Origin of the sequence: Pararhizobium sp. LjRoot255 (assembly GCF_964252905.1) — a bacterium.
Lineage (GTDB): Bacteria > Pseudomonadota > Alphaproteobacteria > Rhizobiales > Rhizobiaceae > Pararhizobium.
This window is the reverse complement of record NZ_CAXUPQ020000002.1, coordinates 638,634-664,088: the sequence shown is the minus strand read 5'-3', so window position 1 is coordinate 664,088 and position 25,455 is coordinate 638,634. Positions and strand designations below refer to the sequence as shown.

Sequence of the window (25,455 nt, the reverse complement as noted above, 5' to 3'; positions counted from 1 at the left end):
AAAATGGCGCTAGCCGCCGAGGAAGTTATGAGGGTCGGAAAGCGCGGAGCTCCATCTTGGCCAGGGCTAACCCTGAGACCGGATACGTTGGCGCAGACTGTTCAACATCAATCATAAAGCACTTGCAGACGGGCGAGCCATACGTTTTTTAACTAATGGAGAGACTGTACCACCTCGGTTCGACTGGTCTGCAAACACGCGGGGCGGCTCAAGTTAAACGAACTCTTGATGACTTTACTCCGCGAGGCGCACGCCGATCCCGCCGTTTGGCGAAGGACCTTCACTGAAGAAAACAATACCGCGTTCCTCATAGACCCGCTTTATGGCTTCAACCGTCACAGGCTGAGGACCACGCGGCCCAACATCGTCCTGCTCGACCCTGCTGACCGTGTTCGCAGTTACTTTCGCTAGCTGCGCCACTTCTCGCACTCCTAGCTTCAACATTGCCCGAGCGGCTCTCGCCTGAATCGAATTCACAGTGACCTCGTACTTATTTCGATACAGGGTATTGACACGCAACCTGTACTGTTATAGATACAACGTATTCATGCTGCGAGCAATCTTACAGGTTGGTGCAGGGCGTCTTGCGTCCGGCATGTCTCGTGTTGCGATCAAATTCTCTTGGCGATCGTTCATTCCCAATCAGGAAGTAGCATTTGGAACTGCGCCAACTCACCAATTTCGTCGCCGTCGCCGAGGAGCTCCACTTCGGCAGGGCGGCAGCCCGGGTTCATATCGCCCAACCGGCTCTGTCGACGCAGATCCAGTCGCTCGAGCGCGAGCTCGGCGTCCAGCTGTTTGTCCGGACGACACGGCGCGTCGAACTGACGGTAGCCGGCGAGACCTTCTATGACCGATGTGTGCGGATCTTGAGCGACATCGATCTGAGTGCGGAGGTAACCCGCTCGGTGGCCGGCAAGACGGCACGGAAGATCCGGATCGGCACCATCTATCCAGCCACCATCGGTGTGCTTCCGGCGCTCTTGGCGAAGATCGCAAGGATCCAGCTGCAGATCCAGAGCGGCTCGACCGGCGACATCTTTCGCAATCTCGAATCCGGCCAGATCAACCTCGGCTTCATCCGGCCGGTGGAGAACATCGGCTCCCTGCGCTTCTTCTCGATGACGAGTGACGAGTATCTGCTGGCGATCGCCAAGGACAGCCGGCTTGCCGGTCTCGACGAGATCGGCATCGAGGACCTGCGTGATCAGAAGATCATCTCGTTCTCGCGCCAGAACCTCTCGTACACCGAACGCTATTTTGCCGAGATGTTCGCCGAATATGATCTGGCGCGCAACATCGCCTATACCTGCGATGACACGTTTGCGCTGATCTCGCTGGTGTCGGCCGGCCTTGGCATCGGCTTTGCGCCGCAATGGACGCGGGATTTCCCCAACCGCAATTTCGAGCTTCGCAAGGTGAGGGGCGTCGACTTTCGGATCAGCATGGGAGTCGCGTGGCGGGCGTGACGAGGGTGTAGAACACATATGGTTAAGCTCGGTCGAAGACGCAGCCGCGGCCCTAGTCAGGCGACCACAAGCAGCAACTTGCGCCTACACTCGAATTTTCCGCTGATCAAAAGTGGGAGAGCCGGTTCGTATCCCATCAAGACCTTTTAAAAGCTCGTCCGCTGTCGGGCCTATTGCGGACATTTGCGATTAATACCAAGCCTCATTGAAGTTGACTCTGGGGATTCCCAAGAGCCGACGAATCTGAATCGATGGCGCTGCGGCAATGGGCCAATGGGTTCTGATCAATGACGCTTGGTATAATGTGTTCAACGACGGCTTTGCGCCGTCTGTCCGGACATTTAAGGGTGTCTCCCTCAATCCCGTAAGCTGCCGTTTTTCAGTCGACGGTTAGGGCCGGTCCGCATCTCGGTCGCCATTGCTCGGCGTCGTCGCTCCAGTACCCGTCGCCGTAGTCGTTCCTGTCGTAGAAGTTGAGGCCATGCTGGAACGCGATCGCCACGTGCGGTCCGACGAACGGGCAGCTTGATGGGTAGAAAGCCCGGACGAACGGGTCATCTTCACATTCGCGCTTGATGAAGATCAAGCCGCTGGTGCCTTCGATGAACCAGGGCCGGGCGCCGAACGCGGTGAATTGCTGATCGATGATCTCGCGAACGTGGAGCACGGCCGCGAGCGCGTCCTCGCGCAGCGTGGCGTAGGTTGAGGCATTGAAATGGACAGACCTGTGGCGCAGCAGCATGAGCGCACGGAACTCCTCGGTAGCACGGGGCAACAGCACGCCCCAGGCCTCCAATGTTCCGATCGCCTGAGCCCAATCCGCGAAGGATTGCTTATGCCGAGTTCGGCATAACGGGATTTATCCCGAGCCGGATACTATGCCGAGTCCGTTCCCCAAGGCCCGCGATTTCCAGTAAATCCGGATGGTAAGCTAGGCATAATATCCAGCCTCCGCTGTTACAAACCAAGCGGAGACATCAATGACTACAACCCGCTTGGAGAACTCGGCGCTCGACGGCAGGTTTCCGCGGCATCGAAGCGTTGTGGGTTGGTCTCTTGATAATCTGGTACTGTGCGAACAACGGCCAGACATAGCGCCGCGTCAAAGTACGCCATCGTAAGCATTGCGCAGGAGCTTTACGCCCCTATCGATTTGTTGCTCGGTGAGACTTGCATACCCCATCACAAGGCCAAGGCATTTCAAATTCAGCCCCTGGCCAAAGTAGTGAGGTGTGATGGAGTAGATGCCAACTCCAAGCTGGGAAGACCTCTCAATGAATGACGTCGCCATGGAAGGGGACAGGTCAAGGAACCAGGCGACGACGTGCAGCCCGGCTTCCGCGCCTTCGATCCTGACCGCATCATGGAATTCGACTTGCAGCGCGTCGAGGAGCGCTGTGCGTCTGCGGGCGTTGTGACGCCGGGCCTTACGCACGTGACTTTCGTAGACGCCAGACTCCAGCATGGTCGCCAGCGCTTCCTGTGCCAGGATGGGGGCATGCCTGTCCGTCAGGCGCTTCGCGTGCGCGAACACTTCCTGCAATTCCCGCGGCACGACGACGTAGCCAATCCGGAGCGTCGGTGACAGAGTCTTTGAGACCGTACCGACATAGATGACGTTCGACGCGCCTCCGAGCGCGAGTAGCGGTGGCACGGGATTCATATCGAATCGATACTCGCTGTCGTAGTCGTCTTCGACGATGTAAGCGCTCTTCTTCTCCGCCCACCTCAGCAACTGCTGGCGTCGTCCGATGGACATCACGCTTCCCATGGGAAACTGATGTGAGGGCGTCACGTAGGCCAGCCGGGCGTCTACATCCGCCAACAGGTCCGCCCTGATGCCTTCGACATCCACGTCCACCGGGGCCGCCATGGCTCCGGTCATCTCGAAGATGCTTCGCGCCATCGGATAGCACGGGTCCTCGATGACAAATCTGTCGCCCTCGTCGAGCAAGAGACGCGCGCACAGGTCCAGACCTTGCTGGGAGCCATTGACGACGACGATCTCATCAACCTCGCATCTGATGCTCCGTGCTCGCCAGAGATAGCCCTGCAGGGCGGCGCGCAAGCGACTAGAGCCGCGGGGATCGTCGTAGAATAGCTTGGGCGGCCGGCGGAGCGCCGCGTCGTTCATGGCCTTTCGCCAAGCGAGGGTCGGGAAGTCAGAGGATGACATGTCGCCGTAGCGGAAGTCCGCGACCAATCTCTCGGATGGGACACGCATCGGGATCGCCCGAGACCGAAGCCTTTCTCCGAAAGCGGAGAGGCTATGCGGCTCTCCGGCTTCGTGAAGGGCTCCTGTCTTGCTGCCTGCGATCTTGATGGCGACCCGCGGTCGAACTCCATGTCGAATGACCACGAACCCCTCGGCGGCTAGTTGTTCGTATGAGGACGTCACGGTTGTGCGCGAGACGCCAAGTTCGACTGCCAAGGCGCGTGCCGAAGGAAGGACGCCGTCGTGGCCGTACACGCCCGCCACGATCTGCTCTCGCAGGCTGTCGTAGATGCTGCGCGCCCCCAGCCCCGGAGACGAATTCTGCTGACGGGTGGACAACTGGGCCATCACTTCTCCCTACATAGAGAGGTTTCGATGATCCAAATAGACCGAGAAGACTCGTCCGCCAAGGATTTAATAGAAACTGGACCAGCCTTTTTGAGGTAAAAGTGGTTCTATGTCAGGGCCAGTTGAGAAGGTATTGAGGGTGCCAGTTTGCACGACGCCGTCCCAAAGAAGCAAAACAATGCTAGCCGACATCCACCAACTCACTATCGTCTTCACCGCCTATATCATTGCCGCCGGCAGTCCCGGCCCGAGCAATATGCGGATCATGAGCGTCGCCATGAACGACGGCCGCAAGGCCGCGCTGGCAATCGCGTCGGGCGTGGTAAGCGGCTCGATCTTCTGGGGCCTGATGGCGGCGACAGGTGTATCGGCGGTTCTCAGTCGATACGCGGAAGCTCTTGTCGTCCTGCGGATCCTTGGAGGACTGTATCTCCTCTATCTCGCCTTCAGAGCAGGCAAAGCCGCACTGTCTTCGGACAAGGACCAGTTTCGGCCGTCCGACGAACACAAGGCGACAGCAGCCACGCTCTACAAGCGCGGACTGCTAATGCACCTGACCAATCCGAAGTCGATCCTGGCATGGATCGCGTTAATGACGCTCGGGCTCGGTCTTGGGTCGTCGCCCCACACGGTCGTCGTGATCCTCCTGGGCTGTGCGATCCTGAGTGTGACGATTTTCTGCGGCTACGCCCTCGTCTTTTCGACAGCTCCCATGATCCGCTTGTATAGGCTGGCGCGCCGATGGATCGAAGGTACGTTGGCCGTATTCTTCGGGTTCGCTGGACTGAAGCTTCTCCTGACCCACATCTGAAGGTCTTCCTGTCATGTCTATCTTTCAAGGCCTCTCGGCATTCCCGATCACGCCTGCCGACGCTTCCGGCAGGATCGACACCGCAGCGCTCGCGCGTCTTCTCAAGCACATCGCGGAGGCCGGGCCGGACTCCATCGGTCTGCTCGGCAGCACCGGAGCCTACGCTTTCCTCACGCGAGACGAGCGTCGGCGCGCGGTTGAAACGGCGATCGACACCGTCGGCGGCAAAATCCCTGTCATCGTCGGCGTCGGTGCGATCCGCACTAACGATGCGGTGGCCCTCGCTCAAGATGCGAAGGCTGCGGGTGCCGACGGTCTGCTCCTCGCGCCAGTTTCCTATACGCCCCTATCCGACGACGAGGTTTTCGAACACTTCGCCGCCGTCGCCAATGCGGGCCAACTGCCGCTGTGCATCTACAGTAACCCCAGTACCACCAAGTTCACCTTCAGCCCGGCCCTCATTTCCCGGCTGTCGAAGGTCGCGAACATCGTGGCCGTAAAAATACCTCTGCCGTCGGGTGGCGACTTCGGTTCCGAACTCGCCACTCTCCGGTCTATCACCGGGTCGGCATTCAAGATCGGCTACAGCGGTGACTGGGGCGGCGCACCGTCGTTGCTGGCCGGGGGCGACACCTGGTATTCCGTCGTCGCAGGACTTCTACCTTCGCAGGCCTTGGCTTTGACTCGGGCGGCGCAAGCTGGGGACACCGTGGCCGTCGAGCGACTGGACGCGGCCTTTGGACCTTTATGGGCGCTGTTCAAGGAGTTCGGCAGCTTCAGGGTCATGTACGTAATCGCCAAGGTTCTGAACCTCTGTGACGTTGACCCGCCACGTCCCGTTCTTCCATTGAGTGATGAGGTGCGACAGCGCGTCGCCGCCGCTCTCGACCGCCTCAACGATGGCTTCCCAATTAATTCCACCCCTCCCATTCAACTGGGGCAGACAGGTTTCACTAGGACGAATCGATGCTGATTTCCAACGCCTTCACCGTTTACCTTTTCACGGCATTCCTTTTGGCGATCACTCCAGGTCCGGGAATTTTCTACGTCGCTGCCCGAACCCTTTCCGGCGGCCGCTCGGAGGGAATAGCTTCGAGTCTTGGAAACGGTCTTGGTGGACTGTTTCACGTCGCGGCCGGTAGTCTGGGCGTTTCGGCGATCGTGCTGGCGAGCGCCGAGCTGTTCACTGCGCTCAAGGTAGTCGGCGCGCTCTACTTGATCTGGATGGGCTATCGGACCATTCGCCATGCGAGGCTCGACTATCGCTCCCTGGCTGACGCCGAGCTTCCCGTCGGCGGGAAGAGAGCCTTTCGGGATGGCGTTCTGGTGGAAGTGATGAACCCAAAGACGGCAGCGTTTTTCCTGGCTTTCATTCCGCAGTTTGTCGACACGGCTTCGGATCATGTCGCGCTGCAGTTCGTGATCCTCGGAGCAATTTCCGTATCCCTCAACACGCTGGCGGACATCGTCGTTGCGTTCGGAGCCGGGAGACTCCGCGACGGCGCGGCTTCGCGCCCGAATGTCATCCGCCGTCTTCGAGAGGGATCGGGTGGCGCGATGATATTGCTTGGATGCGGGCTGCTGCTGGCCAAACGTCCTGTTTCCTGACCTCGCGAAGTAGAAGGAGATTACGGCGGCGAAGCGGCGTCGAACCACCACCCGCCCCAACGCGAGGCGTTGGTAAGGGCACTTGAAGCACAGGAGACTTGCCTGACCGCGGTAAGCGCTCCGAGCTCGTCGCCACTCTAATGCAATGTTGAGATGTAGGATTGCCATATGACGGTTTTGCGCCGTCATTTTGGTCACTCACACTACCCGCGCGAGCTCCTGGAAGCCGTTGGTCTGCTTCGCCAGTGGTCGCGTCCGGAAATAGGAGGCGCCCGCTACCTGTCATGGGCACGCGCCTCCAAAGTCCTGCTCAGAAGTACCTGACTTCCTCGGCTTCGATGCTGAGCGGGTTCCTGCCGCGTTTGGTAAGCCAGGAATAGACAGGCGGCACGCGGTCAGCGATCGATTCCACGTGTATGTCAATCAGGCAAGGGCCGTCCTTGTAGGCGAAGGCCGCTTCGAGAGCAGTATCGAGTTCTTCCGAATTGGTCGCCGTCCAGGCCTTGAGATCGAAAGCCTCGGCGATCGCCTGTCCTCGTGGTGGCATGAAATCCACGCCAAAGCACTGGTTATGACCCTTAAGGCGATGGAGACCCTTTATCCAGCCGAAGGTGCCATTGTTGAAGAGCAGCAGGATCGCCGGGACCTGCAGGCGGACAAGCGTTTCAAGTTCGCCGACGGTCATTCCGAAGGAGCCGTCGCCGAACATCCCGATCGGTCGGTGGTTCTTGCTGGCGAACCATGCTCCGATGGTGGCGGGAAGTGCCGAGCCGAGCCCTCCGAAGGCGCGGGGGATTGCGAAACGCGTGCGGCGGTCTCTGAGTTTCAAAAATCGCGTCATGTGCGGTGTGGGTGTTCCGGCATCGGAATAGATGAGAGCTGGTTTGCCGTATGCCTCCAACGCTTCATTGAAGCAGCGTACGGCTCGTTCCGGGCGAAGCGGAGATGCCTCGGAACTGAGAAGCGTTTCAGCATTTTCCCAGAAGTTGGCCCGCAACTCATTGAGTTCGTCGATCCAGCCTTGAGTTCTTGCGGCATCGCCGTTGGCGGGTGCCATGTCGATCAATCGCTGAAGCACCAGACGCGCGTCGCCCTGGACGGAAAGCACGTTCTCATAATTGTTTGCCATGATTTCCGGATCGATATCGATCTTACCGGGATGTAGCCTTATCCCTTGATAGGCTTCAGGAGATTTCCATCGACGCCGTTCGTGGACGCACGGTTGATAGCTCCCTGATGATTGGCACGCATCCCACTTTCGCGTCTCGCTGGCTTCCACAGCGCCTCTCTACCTTCATAGATGCGCATCCGGAAGTCCCTCTGGAAATCATGCCTGCCGCACCTACGACGAACTTTGAAACGACCCGCCTGGATATAACCGTACTGAGAGGAGCGGGAACCTGGTTGCACGCTCGTTCGGTCGAGTTGCTTCCGGAAACGCTCGCCGTGGTGGCGTCCCCCAGTCTGATCCCATTGGGCGAAAAACTTGCCCCACTGGACTTTTGCCCCGGAAATCAAAACGAGTTCGCTGACACGGCAATGAACGGGAGGGTATTTGTTGGGATTTCCGCGTCAACGAGGCCCCTTGCGAGATAACAGACACCGGCGATCACGACACACAAGAGGCCTACTGAAATGCCGCCGCTCGCATAACGTTTTCGGGCGCTGTGCTTCGCTGCTCGTTTGGCGAATTGTCCGATTGCCACAATTGCCAAGATTGCGGTGATCACGAACCCGCTGATCGATGCTGCTCCCCACAACATCAGGAGGAAACCATGTCCGGCGGAGGATATACAGTGGGGGAAAAGTACACTGCCATCAACGACAAGGCCTTAGTTAGTGTATTTGGTTTTATAGGGATCGCGGCTCCACACAACCAGGAAACTAGAGTAGGCCTTGCCGCCGTGCATCCTTCCGCATATTTGCATATCCATCATTATCAGGCGGATTTTCTCGTGATCCGAAAGGATGGAGATGGCGGCTGCGGGTGTGGTCGCGAGGAGAAACCCGACATTTTCGAGCATATCGGCGAATTCGATGCGGATGAGGGGGTCGCCGTCGACGACGAGGACCGAGTTGCCGATGCTCATGGTATGTCCCTGTTCCGCCGCCGGTTCCTGACGGCCTCGAACTCGGCCGTCGATAAAAAGCAAATGTAAGGGTAGGGACGAGCAAAGCTTGACGTCCAAGAAGCCCGATTGGTCGGCGCGACAGGGCCGGACACCGCGGATTGGTGAAACTGCCGGTCCGGGCTGTTCTTGATGCGAGTATCCCTTGACGTGATGAGCTCCCCAATGACTTTGATAGGGTAGCCGATAGGGTCCTCGACAACCACTCGTTCGCGGATTTCGAGGCAACCGAAAACGCGGCAGGACGAAAACGGATATGTCCATCCGTTCGGCTGCGCCGCTGCTGGCTTAGCATCATCCGCCGCTGGCGGGGTGACGGTTAGTACTGCAAAGAGGGTCGTTTGTAATTCATGCATGCTCTCTACCTCGATGGTGAATAGAGCCAGCCTCCGCGTTTCGCGGGGATCGATTTTCAACCGCTGCACAAGAGCGACCGCCTAGGCGGTTCTACGTTCTGAGGTACCCGTCATGTTGACCTATTTGCGGGCCGATTAGGGAAGCGGGGCCTGCGCAGGACGTACTTTGACTATAACAATACGTCCCAGCGCCGACTATTGGCCGGGAGGAAAGATCAGATACCAACTGGTAGGGGACGACCTATACGCGGGGCTAGTATACCCTCGTCCTTCCGCATTTCCTGTGGGCCGTAGCGGCACCGTTTCCGCCAACCGCGATGCCGACTGATATACATAGGCCTCTTGCGCGGATAAAAAGCGTATCGGCGGACGCTGATCGCAGGCTGGGTCAACCTTTTGCTCCGCGATCGTAGGTCCGCAGCCACGGGCGACCGTGCGGCAGCAGGTCGAAGCGTCCACAGCTAAGCGAGCGGCAGCGCCGCAGCTCGATATTGATGCCCTGTCAGCCAAGCACCGCCTTGATCCTTTCGGCCGCCTGATCGAGCGCGTCTTTGGGGCTGGCCTGGCCGGTCAGGGCCGCCTGAATGGCATCCTGGATCGCCTTGGAGATCTTCGGCCATTCCGGATGTGGGCCGCGGGGCTGTGCATATTTCAGCTGCTCGAGGAAGACCTTGAGGGCCGCATCCTTGAGCGGCTGGCCGGTCTCGGCAATCGGCGTGTCGGAGCGGGCCGGGAGCAGACCGAAGTCGCTGAACATACGAGCATCCTGGGATACGAAGTACTCCAGCACCTTGAAGGCCTCTTCGGGGTGATCCGTGTTGGCAAAGATCGCCCAGTTGAAGTCCCCCATTGAAGAGGACCGTTCGGCACCCTTTTCCGGCACCGGTAGCAAAGTCACACCCCAATCAAACTTCGCTTCAGCGACCATGCGGTCGAGCTCCCAGGGACCGGAGATCGCCATCGCCGCGTTTCCGGAATTGAACGTGCCGGTCGAATCCCACTGGCCGCGAGTCAGTGTATCTGGGGACGCAAGCTTCTCGTCGAGGATCGTTTTCCAAATATCCAGCGCCTTGACCGCGCCATCGGTGTTGATGTTCTGATAGCTGGCACCGCCCATCTGGGCCCAAGGCAGAAACTGGAAGGTGCCCTCCTCGCTCGCCTTCGCCGAAAAAGCTATGCCGTAGACGTTGGCGGCCGGATCGGTCAGCTTTCGTGCCGCTTCCATCAATTCCGCCCAGGTCTGCGGTGGCTTTGCCGGATCGAGGCCCTTCGCCTTGAACATGTCCTTGTTGTAATAGAGTGCTATCGTGTTCGTAGCCTTCGGTACACCATAGTGCTTACCTTTCCACATGGTGGAGGCGAGCGGGCCGGGGAAGTAGTTCTCCGGCTTGATCACTGACGACTTCTCCAACATGGCGGTTAGATCAAGAAAGGCGCCGCGCGCTGCGAATAGGGCATGTTCCGGATTGTCAACGGCAATGATATCCGGCGCCTGGTCCGACGAATAGGCGCGCATGGCCTCGCTGACCACATCGTCGAACTGGATCTGCCTGAACTCGACCTTGATGCCCGTTTTAAGCTTGTTGTATTCGGCGATTAGATTGGGCGCCGGCTGGGTATCACGGTCGAGCGCCCAGACGGAGATCGTCACGTCCTCGGCCCTGGCCGGACAATTGAAACTGAAGACACTAGCAAGCGCGACAGCGCCCAGCACGGCGTTTTTACGGATATCCATGGTCTCCTCCTCTTGTTTTATTCTTGCTCTGCGTGAGCGGTTTCCTCCCCTTCGACAGGCAGGGTGAACTGAAACACGGCTCCACGAGGTTCATTCGCAGTGGCCCACAGCCGGCCCCCGTGATCCTCGATGATCGAACGGCAGATCGCCAGGCCCATGCCCATGCCGCTGGATTTGGTCGTGTAGAATGCCTCAAACAGGCGGTCCATACACTGCGGGTCGAGGCCAGGTCCTGAGTCGCGCACCTGGACGACCACGGCTCCTGAGGCCTCTGTCTCGGTGCTAACAATCAACTCGCGCTCCCCCTCATTGATGCCGCTCATCGCCTCGACGGAGTTCATAATGAGGTTGAGGACTACCTGTTGCAGCTGGACGCGATCTCCTTTCATGGACGGCAGGCTTCTCGCGAACTCGGTGCGCAGCGAGACGCCTTGCCGGAGCACTTCGGTGCGGATCAGGGCGACGACGTGCCGAACGGCTTCATTGAGATCGAAGCGCCTTCTGCGAGGCGGTTCCTTCTTGACCAAGGCACGGATGCGGCCGATGACATCGCCGGCTCGCTTGCCGTTCTCGACGATCCGGCCAAGCGCGTGAACCACCTCCTCCAGGTTCGGCGGATGGTTACCGAGCCAGCGCAAGGCGGCCTGGGCGTTTGTCACAGACGCGGCGATCGGCTGATTGACTTCATGGGCGATGGAGGCTGTTAGCTGACCCATGGTGGCGACGCGGTTTGCGTGGGCCAACTGCCCCAGCGCCTCGCGCAAGGCTTCCTCGCTTTCGCGTAACGCCGTTTCCGCCCGCCGGCGCTCCGTCAAATCGAGTACGAAAGAAACACCTTCGTTGCTGCTTTCTTCAAACAGCGCACCGCCGATCAGCACAGGCAGACGGCTGCCGTCCTTCCGAAAGTACTCTTTCTCGAACGGTTGGACTGCCCCGATCATCTTCAGCTCTGCAACGGTCCGTGCATCGCGATCGCGCCAATCGTCCGGCGTCAGGTCCGTCCAGCATAGCCGACCGGAGGCAAGGTCCTCTCTGTCGTATCCCAGCATGTGAAGAAACGCGTCGTTGGCCTCCAGAATGCGACCTTTGATGTCCCAGACGAGAATGCCGATGATGTTTGCCTTGAAGAGGCGACGGATCTTGGCTTCGCGTTCTGCGAGGTCGCGGTACAACCGGGTATTTTCCAGCGAGATCGCCGCTTGAGAGGCAAGCAGCTTCAGCACCGCGATCCGGGTCGGCGCGAAGACCCGAGGGGCGAGGTTGTTCTCAAGATAGAGTACTCCAGTCAGTTGGCCCTGGTTGAGCAGCGGCATGCAGAGAATGGAACGAGCATGGTGCGTGAAGATGTAGGGGTCCGCGGAAAACGGGTTCTGCGCCATGGCGTCGCCGAGAACCACGCTCTCGTTTGTGCGCAAGACATAATGAAGGACCGATTCCGGCAGTGCGATCGCGGTCACGAACTCGTCGCGCACCTGCACCACGACCGCGTCGCCAGGGGTCGTGGCCTCCGCCGCGATCCGTGACTCACCGACGCGCGACAGGATCAACAGGCCGCGCTCGGCTCCCGCCTGCTCAATGGCGGTCCGCAAGACCGTGTCGATCAACTTTTCAAGGATTATCTCCCCCGAGATGGCTTGCGACACTTTGATCACGGTGGCGAGGTCAAGTTGTTCGATCGGCGCTCCGATCGTCCTCTTTGAGCCGGATGATGGCTCGTCTTCTTGCAGGTAGGGATACAATGCATCGAGTTGCTGCACCTTGCCATCAGCTCCCCAACGCAAATAGCAGTGCCGCGCATTTCGCATGTGGGCATGGGAATTGGTCTTCAAGCCACGGGCTGTGTAGAACCGCGCTGCCAATTCGGATGCGAGCGCCTCGTTGTGGATCAAGCCGTTGTCGCGGGCAGAGCGGATGGCCTGTTCGTAGAGACGCTCGGCCTCGAGCCACTGCCGTTTGAGGCGGGCGACCTCCGCGCCAACCAGCGCGGCATGGCTCGCGAAGTTTTCCGGACAGTTCTCAGCCCACTCCTGGAGCTGACAGTAGTGGGCGGCCAACAGCTTGCGGTTGCGGGCTTGCTCCGCAGCGGGGGCCGCGTCGCACAACGCGGCCCGTGCCAGCGCAGCGTAGAGATGGTATTCCGCCCGCTCGAAGATTGCTGGCGACATCCAAAGAAGGCGTCCTGCTTTCGTCGCCGCCGCGACGGCTGCGGCGGGGTCGAAGGCGAAGAAACGTGCCTGCAACTTACGGATCCAGTACAAGCAGGCTGCGATCGGCAGGCGCGGATCCTCCTCCAGATGCAGCTCGAACCGGACTTCATCGAACCCGGCATCGTTGAAAGAGCCGAAGATCGCCGTCTGGCCGCGCAGAGTCCGCACAAGCCCGAACTGTGCGGTGATGAGATCGATGACGAGACCGAACTTCGCCTGCTGCGCGAAGTCGAGCCCGGCCTTGGCCGCGCGCTCCACTTCGGCGAGCGGATCGCCACTTGCGAGACGTTGGGTGAGGACGTTGTTGCAGCTAAAGGCCGCGTAGGTTAGGTCACCGGCCTGCAGCGCCATGTCGAAGGCGTGGCCTGCGATTGGCCGGCCCGGTGGGAAATGCCGCGTAGACTGTTTCGCGAGGTTGCCAAAGGCCAGGTAGACGCGCGCCTTGAGCCGGTCCACACCCCGCTGCTCCACCATGTCAAGCCCCAGCTCGCCGAAGCGGAACCCTGCCTTGTAGTCGCCGAAAAACAGCCCGAGCACGTTGCCAACGGCAGTGTAGGCGTAGCACGATGCGTCGCCGTTTCCGTGCTCCAGGCTCAGGTTCCCCATGCGGCCAATGACGAGGCAGCGCAGATTCTCGTCGGTGAACAATGCCGGCGACACGAGCGAGGTGAGGACGTCCATCGTCGCGCACGCGACCGGATCGGTCATCCGAGGCAGTTCGAGCAGCGCTTCGATCGGGCGGTCGCCGAGCTGGCGCCACATCCGCGCGTATTCCTGCCGAACATCCTCCTTCGTCGGATGCGCTGACCAATTGACGCCGATCCGGTGCAGGTAGTCGAGACCGACCCTGACAGCGCGGTCGCTGTGGCCGAGGGTCATGAAGAGGTCCACCCGCAGCCGGGTTACGGTAGAAAGGTCGGGCAGGCTGATGGCGCGGCATGCCAGGTCGGCGAAACGCGCCTCCGCTTCCCCCAGTTCGCCGGTGAGAAACTTGCATTCGGCCCGGTGCAGCTCAAGTGCGAAGGTCAGCTCATGTCGGCGCTCCCACCCGGTCTCCGGCAAGAGGGCCAGCCCCGTGCTGAAGTAAGTCAGGGCCGAGGCGTACGCGGTCGCGGCTTTGGCGCGCCGGCCAGCGATTAAGTTCAGTTGCGCAAGTCGCTCTCGCTCCTCGCCCGAGGCGATCAGCGCGATGCCTCGATTGAGTTGGCCCACGATCTCGAAGACACTCTCCTCAACCGCCTCCGACGGCGTGGTCGCGGCCAGCCGCCGACCGATGGCGAGGTGCGCAGCGGCCCGTTCACCTTCAGGGATGAGCGCATAAGCTGCCTCCTGTACGCGGTCGTGCAGGAAGTGATAGGCCCCACCCCTCCGTAAAACCAACCCGGCGCGCTCCGCCTCCGATAGGGCTGCGTCCAGCGTTACGGCGCTCTCCCGCTGGACCAGACCGTGGGTGGCGATATCGCCAATGTTGCCCAGGCAGGCCAACTGCTGCAGGGCGTCCTGGGCCTCTTCGGGAAGGCGGCGCAACTTGCCCAGCAAAAAGTCCACTACGTTGTCCGTGTAACCCTTGGCGTGGATGCGTTCGATGTTCCAAGACCAGTGCGCCTGCCCATGGTCGAAGGCGACTAGCCCTTCCTCGGCCAGGGCGGTGAGGAACTGGATGGCGAAGAAAGGATTGCCGGCGGTCTTGTCGTGCATCAGCCGGGCCAGAGGCGCGGCATAGGCTGGCGTGCAATGTAGGGCATCGCCAATGAGCCGGCCGAGATCCTCATGCCCGAGCGGCTTTAGCACAATCTCCTGCACCGGTGCGCCTATGCTGCGGATCGCTGCCAGTCGCCGCATCAGCGGGTGCGCTGGGGTGACCTCGTTGTCCCGGTAGGCGCCGACCAGCAGCAGGTGACGCAGCTCGGACTGGGTTACCAAGTGTTCAAGCAGGTCGAGCGTCGCAGCATCGAGCCACTGCAAGTCATCGAGGAACAGCGCCAGCGGGCACTCCGGCCGAGCGAAGACGCCGAGCAGGCGGCGGAAGACCATGTGGACGCGGCGCTGCGCGTCCTGGGGCGGCAGCTCCGGTAGCGGCGACTGCAGGCCCGTGAGCAGTTCGAACTCGGGGATGAGCGTCACCACGAGCTGGCCGTTCGGGCCAAGAGCCTCGCCGAAGGCCTCGCGCCAGGGCGCCAGCTCGGCCTCGCTCTTGCCGAGCAGGGGGCGGATCAGCCCCTGCAAGGCCTGCGCCAGGCTGGCATACGGAATGTCGCGCTTGTATTGGTCGGACTTGCCTGAGGCGAACAGCCCGCGGGGTGGTACGAGCATTTTATGGAGTTCGTGGACGGCGGAGGACTTGCCGATACCGGAGTAGCCGGACACCACCACCAGCTCCGGCGCGCCACCCTGGGCAATGCGGTCAAAGGCGGCGAGCAGGACCTCGATCTCGCGCTCACGTCCATACAGCTTCTCTGGAATCAGGAGTCGGTCTGGCGTGTCGTGTTCGCCGAGCGGAAAGACATCGATGCAGCCTAGAGCCTGCCAGGCGGTGAGGCAGCGCCGCAGATCGCGCTCCAGCCCGGCCGCGGTCTGGTAGCGCTCCTCGGCCGTCTTTGCGAGAAGTTTCATGATGATCGCTGAGAGGACGCCCGGCGCCTCCTTCAGCCGCTCATTGGGCGGCAACGGCTTCCTGGCGAGATGACAGTGCACCCATTCCATCGGATCGCCAGCTGCAAACGGCAGGACGCCGGTGAGCATTTGGTAAAAGGTGACGCCGAGTGCGTAGAGATCGCTGCGAGAGTCGACCGACCGGTTCATGCGGCCGGTCTGCTCAGGCGCCATGTAGGCGAGCGTTCCGGCGATGGTCTCGGGCGGGTCAGATGCCTGCCATTCTCGAGAGCGGCGCGAGGCAATGCCGAAGCCGATCAGCCGCACCTCCTCGGTCTCGGCGTTCACGAGAATATTGCCCGGCTTGATGTCCTTGTGGACGAGACCGCTCTGGTGAACTTTGCCGAGAGTCGAGGCGATGGCGATCGCGATGCGCAAGAAATTTCCGACCTCCATGGGGCCGCCGAGAAGCCGGGCGAGCGGCACGCCGCCGGGGTCCTCCAGGACCAGCATGGTGCAACCGCCTTCGCGCACCATCTCGAGCGGCCGCACGGCCCATGCACCGTCCAGATCGTGCCTCAGTTCATATTCGTGGGCGAGGCGATCGAGGCTTGCAGGCGTTCGGTGCGCGGCGGCAGGAAGGACGGTCAGCACAGCGTTCCACTGGCCGCCGGCACCTAGACGCCGGCCGCGGGACAGCACGCGTTCGCCATCCTCCCACAAGAGCTCCAAGCTGCTATCTCCGTCAGCGCCGAATCGAGAGGAGGGTGTTCAACTGCCGGACTCGGTCACCAAGCAAGCGCTTCCTGACAAGCTGAAAGCAACTTTGGCCACAAAATTTGTCCGCCTAGGTTGGTCACAGCGAGTGTGAACAAAATCTCTTACCACACACGAAGTAGTATGACGATTTCTTTCTGCCACATTTCATCTGGCGCCGTCAGTCCAGGCGCGTGGAGCAACACTGAACGCACCGGCCGACGGGTCGTGTTGGCCCCTAAAATGAGGCGCTTCAGCTCACATCGGTACCGCTGGTTGGCTGGCGAATTGGTCCGCGAAGGTTAAGCTGGTTCAAGCTGATGTGCTTTGACTTTCCGTCGCACCTATCCGCATGGACATCGCGCGTGCGCTCGCAGATGCCGGCTCCCGGTCGACGAGGCGAAAACAGCAGCCACAGGTTCGGGTCTCGTCGCGGCCCCGAAATGCATTCGGCTCCGCCGGGAAAAAGCCCCGCCCAGCGAGGGGCGGGGTCAAATTGGAGGCCGGTTGCTGAGCCCCCTGGGAGGAGATTTCTGACCATAACAGTACGCTTCCCACCTGACTATTGGCGGGGAGGAAAGATCGGGTATCAAAGAGGAGGGAATAACCTATACGCGGGCATAAGAGCCTTTATACCTGCCTTAGCGGTTTTTTGGGCGCGAGCTTCAGCTTGTCAGCCATGCGCGCGAGTTCGGGCAAGGACTTGGTCCCCATCTTCTGCATGACCTGGCTACGGTGAACCTTCACGGTAATCTCGCTCACACCGAGATCGGCGGCGATTTGCTTGTTCAGCCGTCCAGTTACGACTAACGCCATTACCTCGCGCTCTCGGGGGGTCAAGCTATCGAAACGCGCGCGCACTGTCGCCAATGCCTTTTCACTTTCAAGCCACACGCGGTCACGCTCCAGGCCGAGGTGAATAGCGTCGAGCAAATCCTGATCGCGAAACGGTTTCGTCAGGAACTCGACAGCGCCCCCTTTCATCGCCTGGACAGACATGGGAATGTCGCCGTGCCCGGTGATGAAGACGATCGGCAGCTGAATATTTTCTCGCGACAGCTCGAGCTGAAAATCAAGACCGCTTTGCCCTGGAAGCCGGACATCAAGCACAAGACAGGTCGGCCCGTTGGGTCGTCCAGTCTTGAGGAAGTCGCCCACCGAATCGAGGAGATTCACGGCAAAGCCTACCGAACGCAAGAGACTGTCGACCGCAGAACGGATTTCCGGGTCATCATCTATGACGATCACGGTTGCTGGCGCCTCGGTCATCGTCAAAGCTTCCCAAGGTGAATCGGCGTTTTGGGATATGTACTGTCTGCACCAACTGCAACAGCAGCGGGCGAAGTCCAACCAGCAAAGCGCCAATGACGCGATGAAAACACTCCTCCTCTCTCCTTCGTCAGTGCCGAAACGGGTTTCTTTCGTACACCAGAATGCGCGCTAATTACCTCAGCCACAAGGCCAAATGCGAAGGGATCAGCCACTCCACGAGAGCGTTCGAACGTTACAGTCCGCCACGGCATGGCGGCCTGCCGCAAACGTCGGACAGGTATTGCAAGCTTTCGGCTGCGCAGGTCTTAGACAATCTATACGATTGTATAGCTTGCGATGCCGTTGTCGTCCCTGCATACTAATTCATCTAGTCAAGCGCGCCACAACGCTGGAATTCGGCACGATGCTGATCGGCGAGTTCGGGAGGCGGCAGTGTCAACCAAGAGACCTCTGATTGCGATCGTCGACGACGACGAGTCAATGCGCGATGCTATCAAGGGGCTCATAAGGTCGCTGGGATATGACGCTGAGACCTTTTCATCCGCCGATGATTTTTTGACATTCCCCCATTTCAGCCGCACAGGCTGCCTGGTGACAGACCTCCATATGCCCGGAATGAGCGGGCTCGATCTGCACCGCCGCCTCGTCGCATTGGGCAGAAGCATTCCGACTGTTCTGATCACTGCCTATCCGGATGAGAATGTGGGCGCGCCTGCATTGGGCGCGGATATCGTCGGGTGCCTGACAAAGCCGTTTGGTGAGCAGGATTTGCTTGATTGCATCCGTTCTGCGCTGGCTCTCGGTCGTGGGGGCGAAAGCGGTTCATGATGCCGCAAAGACCTCCGTAGGCAAAGCGCGCTGCAGCTCCGCTTCTCGGACTGGAAAATGTTGTCCACGCGGATAAGAAGCACTCTGCGGACACGAATTTATTGAGGTCCATTCCGGAACCTGTTGGCATTTGGCCGGTCCTCGGCAGGCCCGCCGCCCGAGGCTTATTCGAGCAGGCCCACAACCGCCCGCCATGCGAACTCAGGCAAAGGCGGCAGCTAGCCAGGCGTGCATGTGATAGGGGTCCGAGCGCATTCCATCTAAAGCCAACCCCCGGAAAATCCTGCTCGGCGCAATCCGGTAACCAGAGGCTCGCACCGACGCATGATGTTCCAGAGCAGGCCGGTCCTGTAGTTTTCGATCATCAGCACCACCGGCCCCTGGTCAATGCCAAAGTGGTAGGGGCTTGCCCACCATCCGGTGGGGCTGCCTTCCACGACATAGGTCTGGTTGAATGACGGTTTGAAGCCATAAAGCCGAGTCATGCCGAGATTCATCCGCGCAAAGCTGCGGACCGTCGGCACGACGATCTCCGGCGCGAAGGGGAGCGAGGCGACAACCACCCATGGCGCGACGGTGCCGTCATCAGGTCCGAAGGGAGCGCCACGGGCGATATAGTCGAAGAACTCCCGATCGACGCCATCGATCGCACGCTTGCCCCAACACGGTCCGTCGCAGGCAGTGAATCCCCAACAATGTTTCCCGTAGCCTGCAAAACCCAGTGGGTTGCGAATTGCGTATTCCTGCTGCACGAACGATGCCTGTCGGCTGTTTGCAAAGTAGTCGCTGTTGTGCTGGCGCATGAAATCATCACGAATACCGCGGAAGTCCACCCACATATGCGATAGCTGGTGAGTGAAAAGCGGCCCCGAATAAAGCAACTCGCGACCATAAATATTTCTCCATTCATAGCTCTCGGTGTAGGCAGTGTAACTCTCCGGAGGTAATGGATGGGTGGGTGATCCCAACCCGAGAATGTACAGCAGAAGACCCTCATCGTATCCACGCCAGCGATAGGGAATGAACCCATCTTCCGGGCGCCAGCCATGTGTTAAAGTGGGGCCGTTGTCGCAAGCCCATCTCCAGTCGGCTCGCTCGTAGAGCGTCTTCGCGAGCTGACGGATTTCTGCCTCATCGGCTGTATCGCAGTCGAAGTATGTCGCGGCAGTTAAGGCGCCAGCGAACAGGAATGCCGAATCGATGGTGGACAATTCGCATTGCCAGGCACGGCGGCCCGTTTCGATGTCCAGAAAATGATAGAAAAAGCCTTTGTACCCCGTTGCATCGGGCTCTGGCCCCTGGTGACATTCCACCAAAAAACGCAACCGCCTACTCGTGATCTTTGCAGCTAATTCGCGGGTGATCACCCCGTGCTCGACAACAACCGGGATCGTCGCCAGGGCCATGCCGACAGCCGCGATGCTCGCCGGGGAATTGGATTCTGTTTTGTCGCGAACCAACCCGTTGTCGGGGTTCGTACATTGGAGATAGTATAACAAAGTGGTGAATTGCAGCCGACCCAAGCCCTGGTCTGTTGGCAAGCGGTCGAGATCCGTGTCAGTCGAGGGCATCGCGGGCATGATGGCTACTCAATCATGACGTGGACATGATGCGTGTGTGCGTCTTCAATGAGCGGCACATTTTCCGCCTCTCTCCGTTCAATATGACGGCCGCGCACTCCTTGACCGACCCTTTTGGAAGTGTCGTATCCGATACAGTAGGGTCGAGCGATTCCGTACATGAACGCATAGCAGCCAACGGGCGGGAACGCGTGGCAATGCGCCTGCATGGCGACATGCGGTGGTACGCTCGGATCCACGTGAGGCCGAAATCGTTGCAAACTTCAGACCAGTGAGAAACTCACCTTTGCCTTCCGCCAAGTCTGTACCGTCATTTCAATGATATCAGCCAAGGCTCCAGGATGGAATAGGCGCTGCGACCTTCGGCCGAAGTCTCGCGCGGCAATGCTTCCTTGCACACCTACAATTCACAAAGCCGGGAGGTTTGACCCGAAAGCACCGACAATCCTCGGGGTGTAGTGAGGCTAAACCAAAGGAGGAAATGAGCATGCCCAGAATTCAGAAATTCCTCCCTGGAGGATCATGGACTGAGATAACTCTTGGGGCTAGCCTCAAAGGTACCAACAATGCCCCGCAGCGATAACCTGGAGGAAGCATAGCATGACGGACATCCTAGAGGAGAATGATCCAGCCATCGAAGAACTCATGAAGGATGCAATAACCAGTTACATGCTGGACAGTTTCGAGGTCGAGGATCGACTGAAGGCAATCATCCAGAAAATCGCCGTCGAACTGCTTGCGGAAGAACTAGCTGCACTGAGGCACAAGGCCGCGAAGGCAAGGGCGTCGTTTCTCCAAGTGTCGAAAGCGGCTTAATGGTGCTCTCATCGGCTGAGGCATTCCAGCCTATAGGGCAGGGCGGGGTTGGACCAACGCTGCATCCGAGGTTCGGCGATGTTGATTTGAGTGCGGAAATCGCCCGCTTGGTCGCCGGCAAAATATATCGAAAGATTAGTATCATTACCGACTATCGCGATTTGGCCGTGGTACAATGCGCGGCGCGCAAGTCCCGCATGGCTTCCTGTTCTTCGTCAGGTGTCCAGATCGGCGTCAGTTCTCCTGCTCGCCACAGCCGCGCCAGCATTTCCGCATCGCGCCGATCTGTCTTAACCCGATCTCCAGCGCGGCGCGGGATCATGGCCGGCGCGACAACGGCACAATCAAATCCGAGTTTTGTCAGAAGGCGATACAGCCCGTAGCCACACGGACCTGCTTCGTAGCAAAACACTGGTCGCGCACCTGTAGCCGAAAGCCGTTTTGTCAGGCGTAAAACTGCATCAGCGTTGTTTTCGATAATGCCGTAAAACCGCACGTCACCATTCCGGCCATCATCCGCTGTCGCAACGGCAATCGTCTCAGCGTGAACATCAAGGCCGACATAAACCATTCTTTCCATAAGCTTCTTCCTTTCCAAACCAATCCGTTTGACAAGGAAAACCTAACGGCTTTGCCGCCGTAAATCGCTCATCTGGTCTAAGCCGAGGAACACCCTGCTCTTCACGCTTGTTAACCTTTTGAAGTCCGAAGGGGCGCACGAGCAGATCGTTCTGATTATTGACGGTCCAATCGCCGGAGAAGGCAACTTGAATGATCGAAAACCGCCGATCGTCGGCATGTTCTTCTTCACCCGGAAATGGTCGCTCTCGATGCCCTGCTGAAGGTGCTTGGTGACATAGTGCACAGGATCGGGATGCAGCAAGCCATCCTCGACTGACGTCTTGATCGCCGAAGGGAATGTGTTGGCGCCGTCTGTGCCGATCTTGTTGGGAGAGAGCAACGGTTCGTCCTTCAGCAGTGCTTGGCCTGGAAACGGGCGCGCACGGTTTCGGCCGGGACGCCGATAGACGGGGTTCTTCATGAGTTCATCGAAGCGCGCCGGAATTTCCTTATTGAGCCACTGTTCAGGGTGCCATTGAACGCCCAATGCGAAAGGGTGCCTCGTATACTCGATTGCCTCGATGATGCCATCTTCAGCTATGACGCTGACTCCGAAGCTCTGCGAAGGCACGAAACGCGAGGCGCCGGCGCCGAGCGCCGTTCCCAGCATGGGGCGCCTGGAAAGCTGTCGGGCCTTGCTCATCCTTGGCTCGCTGGCATGGGCAACCTCAGTCGGCCCTCAGTTAACTCCCGAACCGCGCTAATGGCCAGCTGGAAGACGGCGACGACGTCGCAACGTGCACCCTAGCGGCTCGCGTCGACCTCTCACTCACTCGGCTTGCCCAGAGCCGGTGTTTGGCGCAGGATTGAAAGTTAGAAAATCACATGGAGGGCGCCGATGAACCTGCCCAGTTATGCGATGAACCAGGCGAGCTTTCCGGAGATGTACGAGAGGTGGCTCGTGGCCCCTCTCTTTCGCCCATACGCCGAAATCACTCTGGATGAAGTGAGGTTATCCAACGGCGACCGCGTCCTCGACATAGCTTGCGGAACTGGAATTGTCGCTCGCGTTGCAAGGGAGCGGCTCGGTGATAGCGGAAGTGTTGTCGGCGTCGACGTCAGCCCTGACATGCTTGCTGTGGCGCGTGCCGTTGCGCCGAGCATCGACTGGCGTGAGGGCGATGCAAGCGCCCTGCCGCTCGGCGACGGAGAGCAGTTCGACGTTGTCGTTTGCCAGCAGGGATTGCAGTTCTTCCCTGACAAGGCGGCGGCAGTGGCGCAAATGCGGCGGGCGCTGGCGAAGGGGGGCAGGGTGGCTGTGGCCACATGGCGCTCCGATGACGAAATCCCTTTCTTCCGGCAGTTGCGTCGTGTTGCGGAGCAGCGCCTCGGAAACATCGCCGATCAGAGATATAGCTACGGAGATGCAACTGCGCTCGAGGCGCTGCTGCGGCATGCCGGATTCCTCGACGTCCAATGCAGGACGATATCGCGGTCCATAAGGTTCGATGCTGGCACACCATTCTTGAGGCTGAACAGCATGGCTCTCGTGGGGATGAGTGCTGCTGGCAAGCAAATGGGCGACGTGGAACGCATCCGGGTGGTGGAGGAGATTGTCGCCGAGAGCGTGCCCGTGTTGCAGCAATTCGAAACCGGTTCCGTCTTCGCTTTCGAACTGAGCACCAATCTGGCGACGGCGAGGAGGTAGACGTCTAAGATGATCTCATGCCTTCCTTCGAGGTGTCCTTGCACCGGGCACGTGGAAATGGCTCGCACAGTTTTAGGACAGCCTTGTGGGTTTAGAAGCGATCCTGTTGGAGACCTTTCGGCGGGTTATTCTTGCCTCCGCGACGGCATCGCGGCTTCAAGCCCGAAATCAACGTGGCGAGACGTCGTTCATCCTCATCGTCGTATAGGTACGCTCTTGCGCGATCGTAAGCGGTTGTTGATTTCCACGCGGGACTGAGCCGGGTAGGCGCATAATTTCCATTGAGATTTGAGCCATGTGACCTTTTCCCCAACGCGGTTTGCGACGGGGCAACGGAGTGATCCACATGGGACTTTTAAACATCATCCGGCGAATGGCGCTTCGAGAGAAGCAGTCGATCCGCGTAGCCTAAGTTATCAGCCTTCCAGCCAGCGCACCTCTTCCGGAGTAAGCGTGATCCGAATGGCCGAAAGGCTGTCTTCCAGTTCCGCCATGGTCCGGGGGCCGATGAGCGGGATCACCGGAAACGGTTGGGCGATGACATAGGCGAGCGCGATGTGAATCGGGCTGCAGCCGCGCTTCCTGGCAAGTTCGACCGCGCGGTCGCGGCGTTCGAAATTCAGGTCGGAGTACCAGACTCGGACGAGTTCCTCATCGTCATGCTTGTCGCGTCCCGCCCTCTCTGTGAAAAAGCCCCTGCCCTGGCTCGACCAGGCGAAGTTCGGAATCTGTCGCGTCATCAGCCAGTCTTTCCAGCGGTCGTCCGAGGCCGCGACGCAGCCGGGCCAGATGGGATCGAGCATCTGCGCCAGCGAGAAATTGTTCGAAAGTGCGGTGGGGGCCGCTTTGCCGTTTCTTTCGGCATAGGCGATGGCCTCGTCCATCCGTTCGCGCGTCCAGTTGGATCCACCGAAAATACCCCGGATCCGCCCCCGCCGGACTTCGGCATCCATGGCATCGACGAATTCGCCAACCGGGATGTCCAGATTGTCACGATGCATGAAGTAGACATCCACATAATCCGTTTTTAGCCGCTCTAACGACTGATCCAATTGTCTGGCAATCACGTCCGGATAGCAAAGCGGGGAGTGGGCGCCCTTGCCGATTAGAACAATGTCCTCACGGTTGACCTTGCGGCTGGTAACCCAGTCGCCGAAAATTCTCTCGGTCTTACCAGCACTGTAGATGAAGGCGGTGTCGAACAGGTTTCCGCCCGCCTCGTAGAAGGCATCGAGCGTCAGCGAGGCGGAGGCGAAATTCGGGAAGAACTCGAAGCCAAGCGCAACCGTGGAGGCCGGCTTGGCCAGGCCCGAAATCCGGCGCTTGGGCACGCTGTCTCCGGCGACGACCGCCGCGCCCGCGATGTTGACCGTCCGTTTGGCCGCTGTCTCGATTGCGTATTCGAGACTGACGGACGCGCGCCAGCGATCGAGAACACGCAGGCTGGCGCAGCTATCATCGGCGCTCATGCCGGGGAAGGAGAATTCGGTGCGACCGGCGCGGATCGCGTCTCCCACCGCATCGACCTCGAACGAGTACAGATGGCGTTCCTCCTCGACTTCGATGGTCCGCTGTCCGCCGCCCATGATGATCTCGATGCGACCTACGCCGCCCTGCTTGCCGGAGGCGAACCAGAAGTCGTTCACCTCGATGCGGCCTTTGGAACCGATGATGCGCAGCACATTGTCCTGTTGTGCAAGGATCGAGCAGGACACCTCCGCGACGATGTCGTTCGGGAACTTAAGCAATGCCGATGCCCACTCGTCGACGCCGGACGGTCCCAGACGGGCGGCGCCGGACACCGTCAGCGGTTCGAGGAAGGGCTTCCTATCGGCAGCAGCCGCGAGCATGCATACCATCGAGACCGGATAGCCGCCGACATCGAGAATGCCGCCGCCGGCGAGATCATTGGCAAAGAGGCGGTGCTCAGGACGATGGAGGCCCATGTCGAAGCCGAAGCTTGAGCGGATGATCCGCACTTCGCCGATCGCTCCCTCACGCACCAGTTCGACGAGACGCACCGTCTGCGGATGGAACCTGTACATATAGGCTTCACCGGCAAAGACGCCGGCCTTTGCCGCCTCGTGGAAGACCGATCGCGCATCGTAGGCCGAAAGCGCCATCGGCTTTTCGACGAGCACATGCTTGCCGGCGCGGATCGCCTTGATCGCCCATTCGGCATGGCTCGGATGCGGCGTGGCGATGTAAACCGCGTCGATCTCCGGATCCGCGAGAAGCGTGTCGTAACCCTTGACGATGCGCGCCCCCGGAAAGCCCTCGCCGAGGCGGGGCTTGTCCGGATTGCGGGTGGCGATGGCCACAAGGCGGCCCGTCGTGGAATGGGCAATCCCTTCGGCGAATGTCCGCGCGATGCTGCCAGGGCCGATGATACCCCAACGGATCGGCTGTTCTGAGCTCATGGAATATCCTTTTAGGTCAGTCCTGGCAGAGTGATGGGCTGTAT

Annotated in this window: 17 protein-coding genes and 3 pseudogenes; 9 read left to right on the top strand and 11 right to left on the bottom strand. The window is 59.7% G+C overall.

The window, feature by feature from the left end; translation table 11 throughout:
* Nucleotides 1–656: 656 nt before the first annotated feature.
* A pseudogene (locus ACSQ2W_RS22235) lies at nucleotides 657–1,460 on the top strand (LysR family transcriptional regulator); the annotation flags it as partial.
* Between the two features lie 388 nt (nucleotides 1,461–1,848).
* On the opposite strand, the gene ACSQ2W_RS22230 reads toward ACSQ2W_RS22235, so the two are convergent.
* Nucleotides 1,849–2,265, bottom strand: coding sequence for a hypothetical protein (locus ACSQ2W_RS22230; protein WP_436088340.1), 417 nt, complete (start codon nucleotides 2,263–2,265; stop codon nucleotides 1,849–1,851).
* A gap of 306 nt (nucleotides 2,266–2,571) precedes the next feature.
* Nucleotides 2,572–4,032 carry a PLP-dependent aminotransferase family protein gene (locus ACSQ2W_RS22225; RefSeq protein WP_436088339.1) on the bottom strand — a complete coding sequence of 487 codons (1,461 nt, stop codon included), beginning with the start codon at nucleotides 4,030–4,032 and terminating at the stop codon, nucleotides 2,572–2,574.
* A gap of 178 nt (nucleotides 4,033–4,210) precedes the next feature.
* Between ACSQ2W_RS22225 and ACSQ2W_RS22220 the strand changes: the two genes are divergently transcribed.
* From ACSQ2W_RS22220 to ACSQ2W_RS22210, 3 genes are read left to right on the top strand one after another with little or no spacing between them, the layout of a single operon-like run.
* Nucleotides 4,211–4,843, top strand: a complete 633-nt coding sequence (locus tag ACSQ2W_RS22220) for a LysE family translocator (RefSeq protein WP_436088338.1) — start codon at nucleotides 4,211–4,213, stop codon at nucleotides 4,841–4,843.
* 13 nt (nucleotides 4,844–4,856) lie between these two features.
* Nucleotides 4,857–5,816: a dihydrodipicolinate synthase family protein gene (locus tag ACSQ2W_RS22215; protein WP_436088337.1), complete on the top strand. Its 960-nt coding sequence runs from the start codon at nucleotides 4,857–4,859 to the stop codon at nucleotides 5,814–5,816.
* Nucleotides 5,813–6,451, top strand: coding sequence for a LysE family translocator (locus ACSQ2W_RS22210; protein WP_436083058.1), 639 nt, complete (start codon nucleotides 5,813–5,815; stop codon nucleotides 6,449–6,451). The genes ACSQ2W_RS22215 and ACSQ2W_RS22210 overlap by 4 nt, the downstream gene beginning before the upstream one ends.
* A 310-nt stretch (nucleotides 6,452–6,761) precedes the next feature.
* On the opposite strand, the gene ACSQ2W_RS22205 is transcribed toward ACSQ2W_RS22210, so the two are convergent.
* The gene (locus ACSQ2W_RS22205; RefSeq protein ID WP_436088336.1) at nucleotides 6,762–7,580 is read right to left on the bottom strand and encodes a thiamine pyrophosphate-dependent enzyme; all 819 of its coding nucleotides are present in this window, start codon (nucleotides 7,578–7,580) and stop codon (nucleotides 6,762–6,764) included.
* Between the two features lie 107 nt (nucleotides 7,581–7,687).
* On the opposite strand from ACSQ2W_RS22205, the gene ACSQ2W_RS22200 reads away from it, so the two are divergent.
* Nucleotides 7,688–8,047: a LysR substrate-binding domain-containing protein gene (locus ACSQ2W_RS22200; RefSeq protein WP_436088335.1), complete on the top strand. Its 360-nt coding sequence runs from the start codon at nucleotides 7,688–7,690 to the stop codon at nucleotides 8,045–8,047.
* A 179-nt stretch (nucleotides 8,048–8,226) separates the two neighbouring features.
* On the top strand, nucleotides 8,227–8,610 hold the full coding sequence (locus ACSQ2W_RS22195; RefSeq protein WP_436088334.1) for a hypothetical protein: 384 nt from the start codon (nucleotides 8,227–8,229) through the stop codon (nucleotides 8,608–8,610).
* An 828-nt stretch (nucleotides 8,611–9,438) separates the two neighbouring features.
* On the opposite strand, the gene ACSQ2W_RS22190 is transcribed toward ACSQ2W_RS22195, so the two are convergent.
* The 3 genes from ACSQ2W_RS22190 to ACSQ2W_RS22180 all read right to left on the bottom strand — a co-directional run bounded on the left by ACSQ2W_RS22190 (nucleotide 9,439) and on the right by ACSQ2W_RS22180 (nucleotide 17,495).
* A complete protein-coding gene (locus tag ACSQ2W_RS22190) occupies nucleotides 9,439–10,671 on the bottom strand; it encodes an ABC transporter substrate-binding protein (RefSeq protein WP_436088333.1) in 1,233 nt (410 codons plus the stop codon).
* Nucleotides 10,672–10,688: 17 nt separating this feature from the next.
* Nucleotides 10,689–16,202 carry a trifunctional serine/threonine-protein kinase/ATP-binding protein/sensor histidine kinase gene (locus ACSQ2W_RS22185; protein ID WP_436088332.1) on the bottom strand — a complete coding sequence of 1,838 codons (5,514 nt, stop codon included), beginning with the start codon at nucleotides 16,200–16,202 and terminating at the stop codon, nucleotides 10,689–10,691.
* Between the two features lie 654 nt (nucleotides 16,203–16,856).
* Nucleotides 16,857–17,495 (bottom strand): response regulator transcription factor, encoded by a 639-nt coding sequence (locus ACSQ2W_RS22180; RefSeq protein WP_436088331.1) that lies wholly within the window; start codon nucleotides 17,493–17,495, stop codon nucleotides 16,857–16,859.
* Between the two features lie 435 nt (nucleotides 17,496–17,930).
* Between ACSQ2W_RS22180 and ACSQ2W_RS22175 the strand changes: the two genes are divergently transcribed.
* The gene (locus tag ACSQ2W_RS22175) at nucleotides 17,931–18,326 is read left to right on the top strand and encodes a response regulator transcription factor (protein ID WP_436088330.1); all 396 of its coding nucleotides are present in this window, start codon (nucleotides 17,931–17,933) and stop codon (nucleotides 18,324–18,326) included.
* Nucleotides 18,327–18,586: 260 nt separating this feature from the next.
* Here ACSQ2W_RS22175 and ACSQ2W_RS22170 read toward each other — a convergent pair whose 3' ends face one another.
* A complete protein-coding gene (locus ACSQ2W_RS22170) occupies nucleotides 18,587–19,906 on the bottom strand; it encodes a glucoamylase family protein (protein ID WP_436088329.1) in 1,320 nt (439 codons plus the stop codon).
* A gap of 600 nt (nucleotides 19,907–20,506) precedes the next feature.
* On the opposite strand from ACSQ2W_RS22170, the gene ACSQ2W_RS22165 reads away from it, so the two are divergent.
* The gene (locus ACSQ2W_RS22165; RefSeq protein WP_436088328.1) at nucleotides 20,507–20,722 is read left to right on the top strand and encodes a hypothetical protein; all 216 of its coding nucleotides are present in this window, start codon (nucleotides 20,507–20,509) and stop codon (nucleotides 20,720–20,722) included.
* A gap of 151 nt (nucleotides 20,723–20,873) precedes the next feature.
* On the opposite strand, the gene ACSQ2W_RS22160 is transcribed toward ACSQ2W_RS22165, so the two are convergent.
* The 3 genes and pseudogenes from ACSQ2W_RS22160 to ACSQ2W_RS22150 form a co-directional block, all read right to left on the bottom strand.
* Nucleotides 20,874–21,302, bottom strand: coding sequence for an IS110 family transposase (locus ACSQ2W_RS22160; protein WP_436088327.1), 429 nt, complete (start codon nucleotides 21,300–21,302; stop codon nucleotides 20,874–20,876).
* Nucleotides 21,303–21,408: 106 nt separating this feature from the next.
* Nucleotides 21,409–21,701: pseudogene (locus tag ACSQ2W_RS22155) on the bottom strand (DDE-type integrase/transposase/recombinase); the annotation flags it as partial.
* 117 nt (nucleotides 21,702–21,818) lie between these two features.
* Nucleotides 21,819–21,953, bottom strand: a pseudogene (locus tag ACSQ2W_RS22150) (gamma-glutamyl-gamma-aminobutyrate hydrolase family protein); the annotation flags it as partial.
* 249 nt (nucleotides 21,954–22,202) lie between these two features.
* Here ACSQ2W_RS22150 and ACSQ2W_RS22145 point away from each other — a divergent pair.
* A complete protein-coding gene (locus tag ACSQ2W_RS22145) occupies nucleotides 22,203–22,991 on the top strand; it encodes a class I SAM-dependent methyltransferase (protein WP_436088326.1) in 789 nt (262 codons plus the stop codon).
* 416 nt (nucleotides 22,992–23,407) lie between these two features.
* Here ACSQ2W_RS22145 and ACSQ2W_RS22140 read toward each other — a convergent pair whose 3' ends face one another.
* On the bottom strand, nucleotides 23,408–25,411 hold the full coding sequence (locus ACSQ2W_RS22140) for an aldo/keto reductase (protein WP_436088325.1): 2,004 nt from the start codon (nucleotides 25,409–25,411) through the stop codon (nucleotides 23,408–23,410).
* Nucleotides 25,412–25,455: the final 44 nt, after the last annotated feature.

What these genes read in the sequence shown, in the direction of transcription:
- ACSQ2W_RS22200 (WP_436088335.1), top strand. Translation starts at nt 7,688, where the DNA reads ATGATTGGCACGCATCCCACTTTCGCGTCTCGCTGGCTTCCACAGCGC.
- ACSQ2W_RS22190 (WP_436088333.1), bottom strand. Translation starts at nt 10,671, where the DNA reads ATGGATATCCGTAAAAACGCCGTGCTGGGCGCTGTCGCGCTTGCTAGT.
- ACSQ2W_RS22160 (WP_436088327.1), bottom strand. Translation starts at nt 21,302, where the DNA reads ATGGAAAGAATGGTTTATGTCGGCCTTGATGTTCACGCTGAGACGATT.
- ACSQ2W_RS22180 (WP_436088331.1), bottom strand. Translation starts at nt 17,495, where the DNA reads ATGACCGAGGCGCCAGCAACCGTGATCGTCATAGATGATGACCCGGAA.
- ACSQ2W_RS22205 (WP_436088336.1), bottom strand. Translation starts at nt 7,580, where the DNA reads ATGGCAAACAATTATGAGAACGTGCTTTCCGTCCAGGGCGACGCGCGT.
- ACSQ2W_RS22220 (WP_436088338.1), top strand. Translation starts at nt 4,211, where the DNA reads ATGCTAGCCGACATCCACCAACTCACTATCGTCTTCACCGCCTATATC.
- ACSQ2W_RS22215 (WP_436088337.1), top strand. Translation starts at nt 4,857, where the DNA reads ATGTCTATCTTTCAAGGCCTCTCGGCATTCCCGATCACGCCTGCCGAC.
- ACSQ2W_RS22145 (WP_436088326.1), top strand. Translation starts at nt 22,203, where the DNA reads ATGAACCAGGCGAGCTTTCCGGAGATGTACGAGAGGTGGCTCGTGGCC.
- ACSQ2W_RS22165 (WP_436088328.1), top strand. Translation starts at nt 20,507, where the DNA reads ATGACGGACATCCTAGAGGAGAATGATCCAGCCATCGAAGAACTCATG.
- ACSQ2W_RS22140 (WP_436088325.1), bottom strand. Translation starts at nt 25,411, where the DNA reads ATGAGCTCAGAACAGCCGATCCGTTGGGGTATCATCGGCCCTGGCAGC.
- ACSQ2W_RS22170 (WP_436088329.1), bottom strand. Translation starts at nt 19,906, where the DNA reads ATGCCCGCGATGCCCTCGACTGACACGGATCTCGACCGCTTGCCAACA.
- ACSQ2W_RS22225 (WP_436088339.1), bottom strand. Translation starts at nt 4,032, where the DNA reads ATGGCCCAGTTGTCCACCCGTCAGCAGAATTCGTCTCCGGGGCTGGGG.
- ACSQ2W_RS22195 (WP_436088334.1), top strand. Translation starts at nt 8,227, where the DNA reads ATGTCCGGCGGAGGATATACAGTGGGGGAAAAGTACACTGCCATCAAC.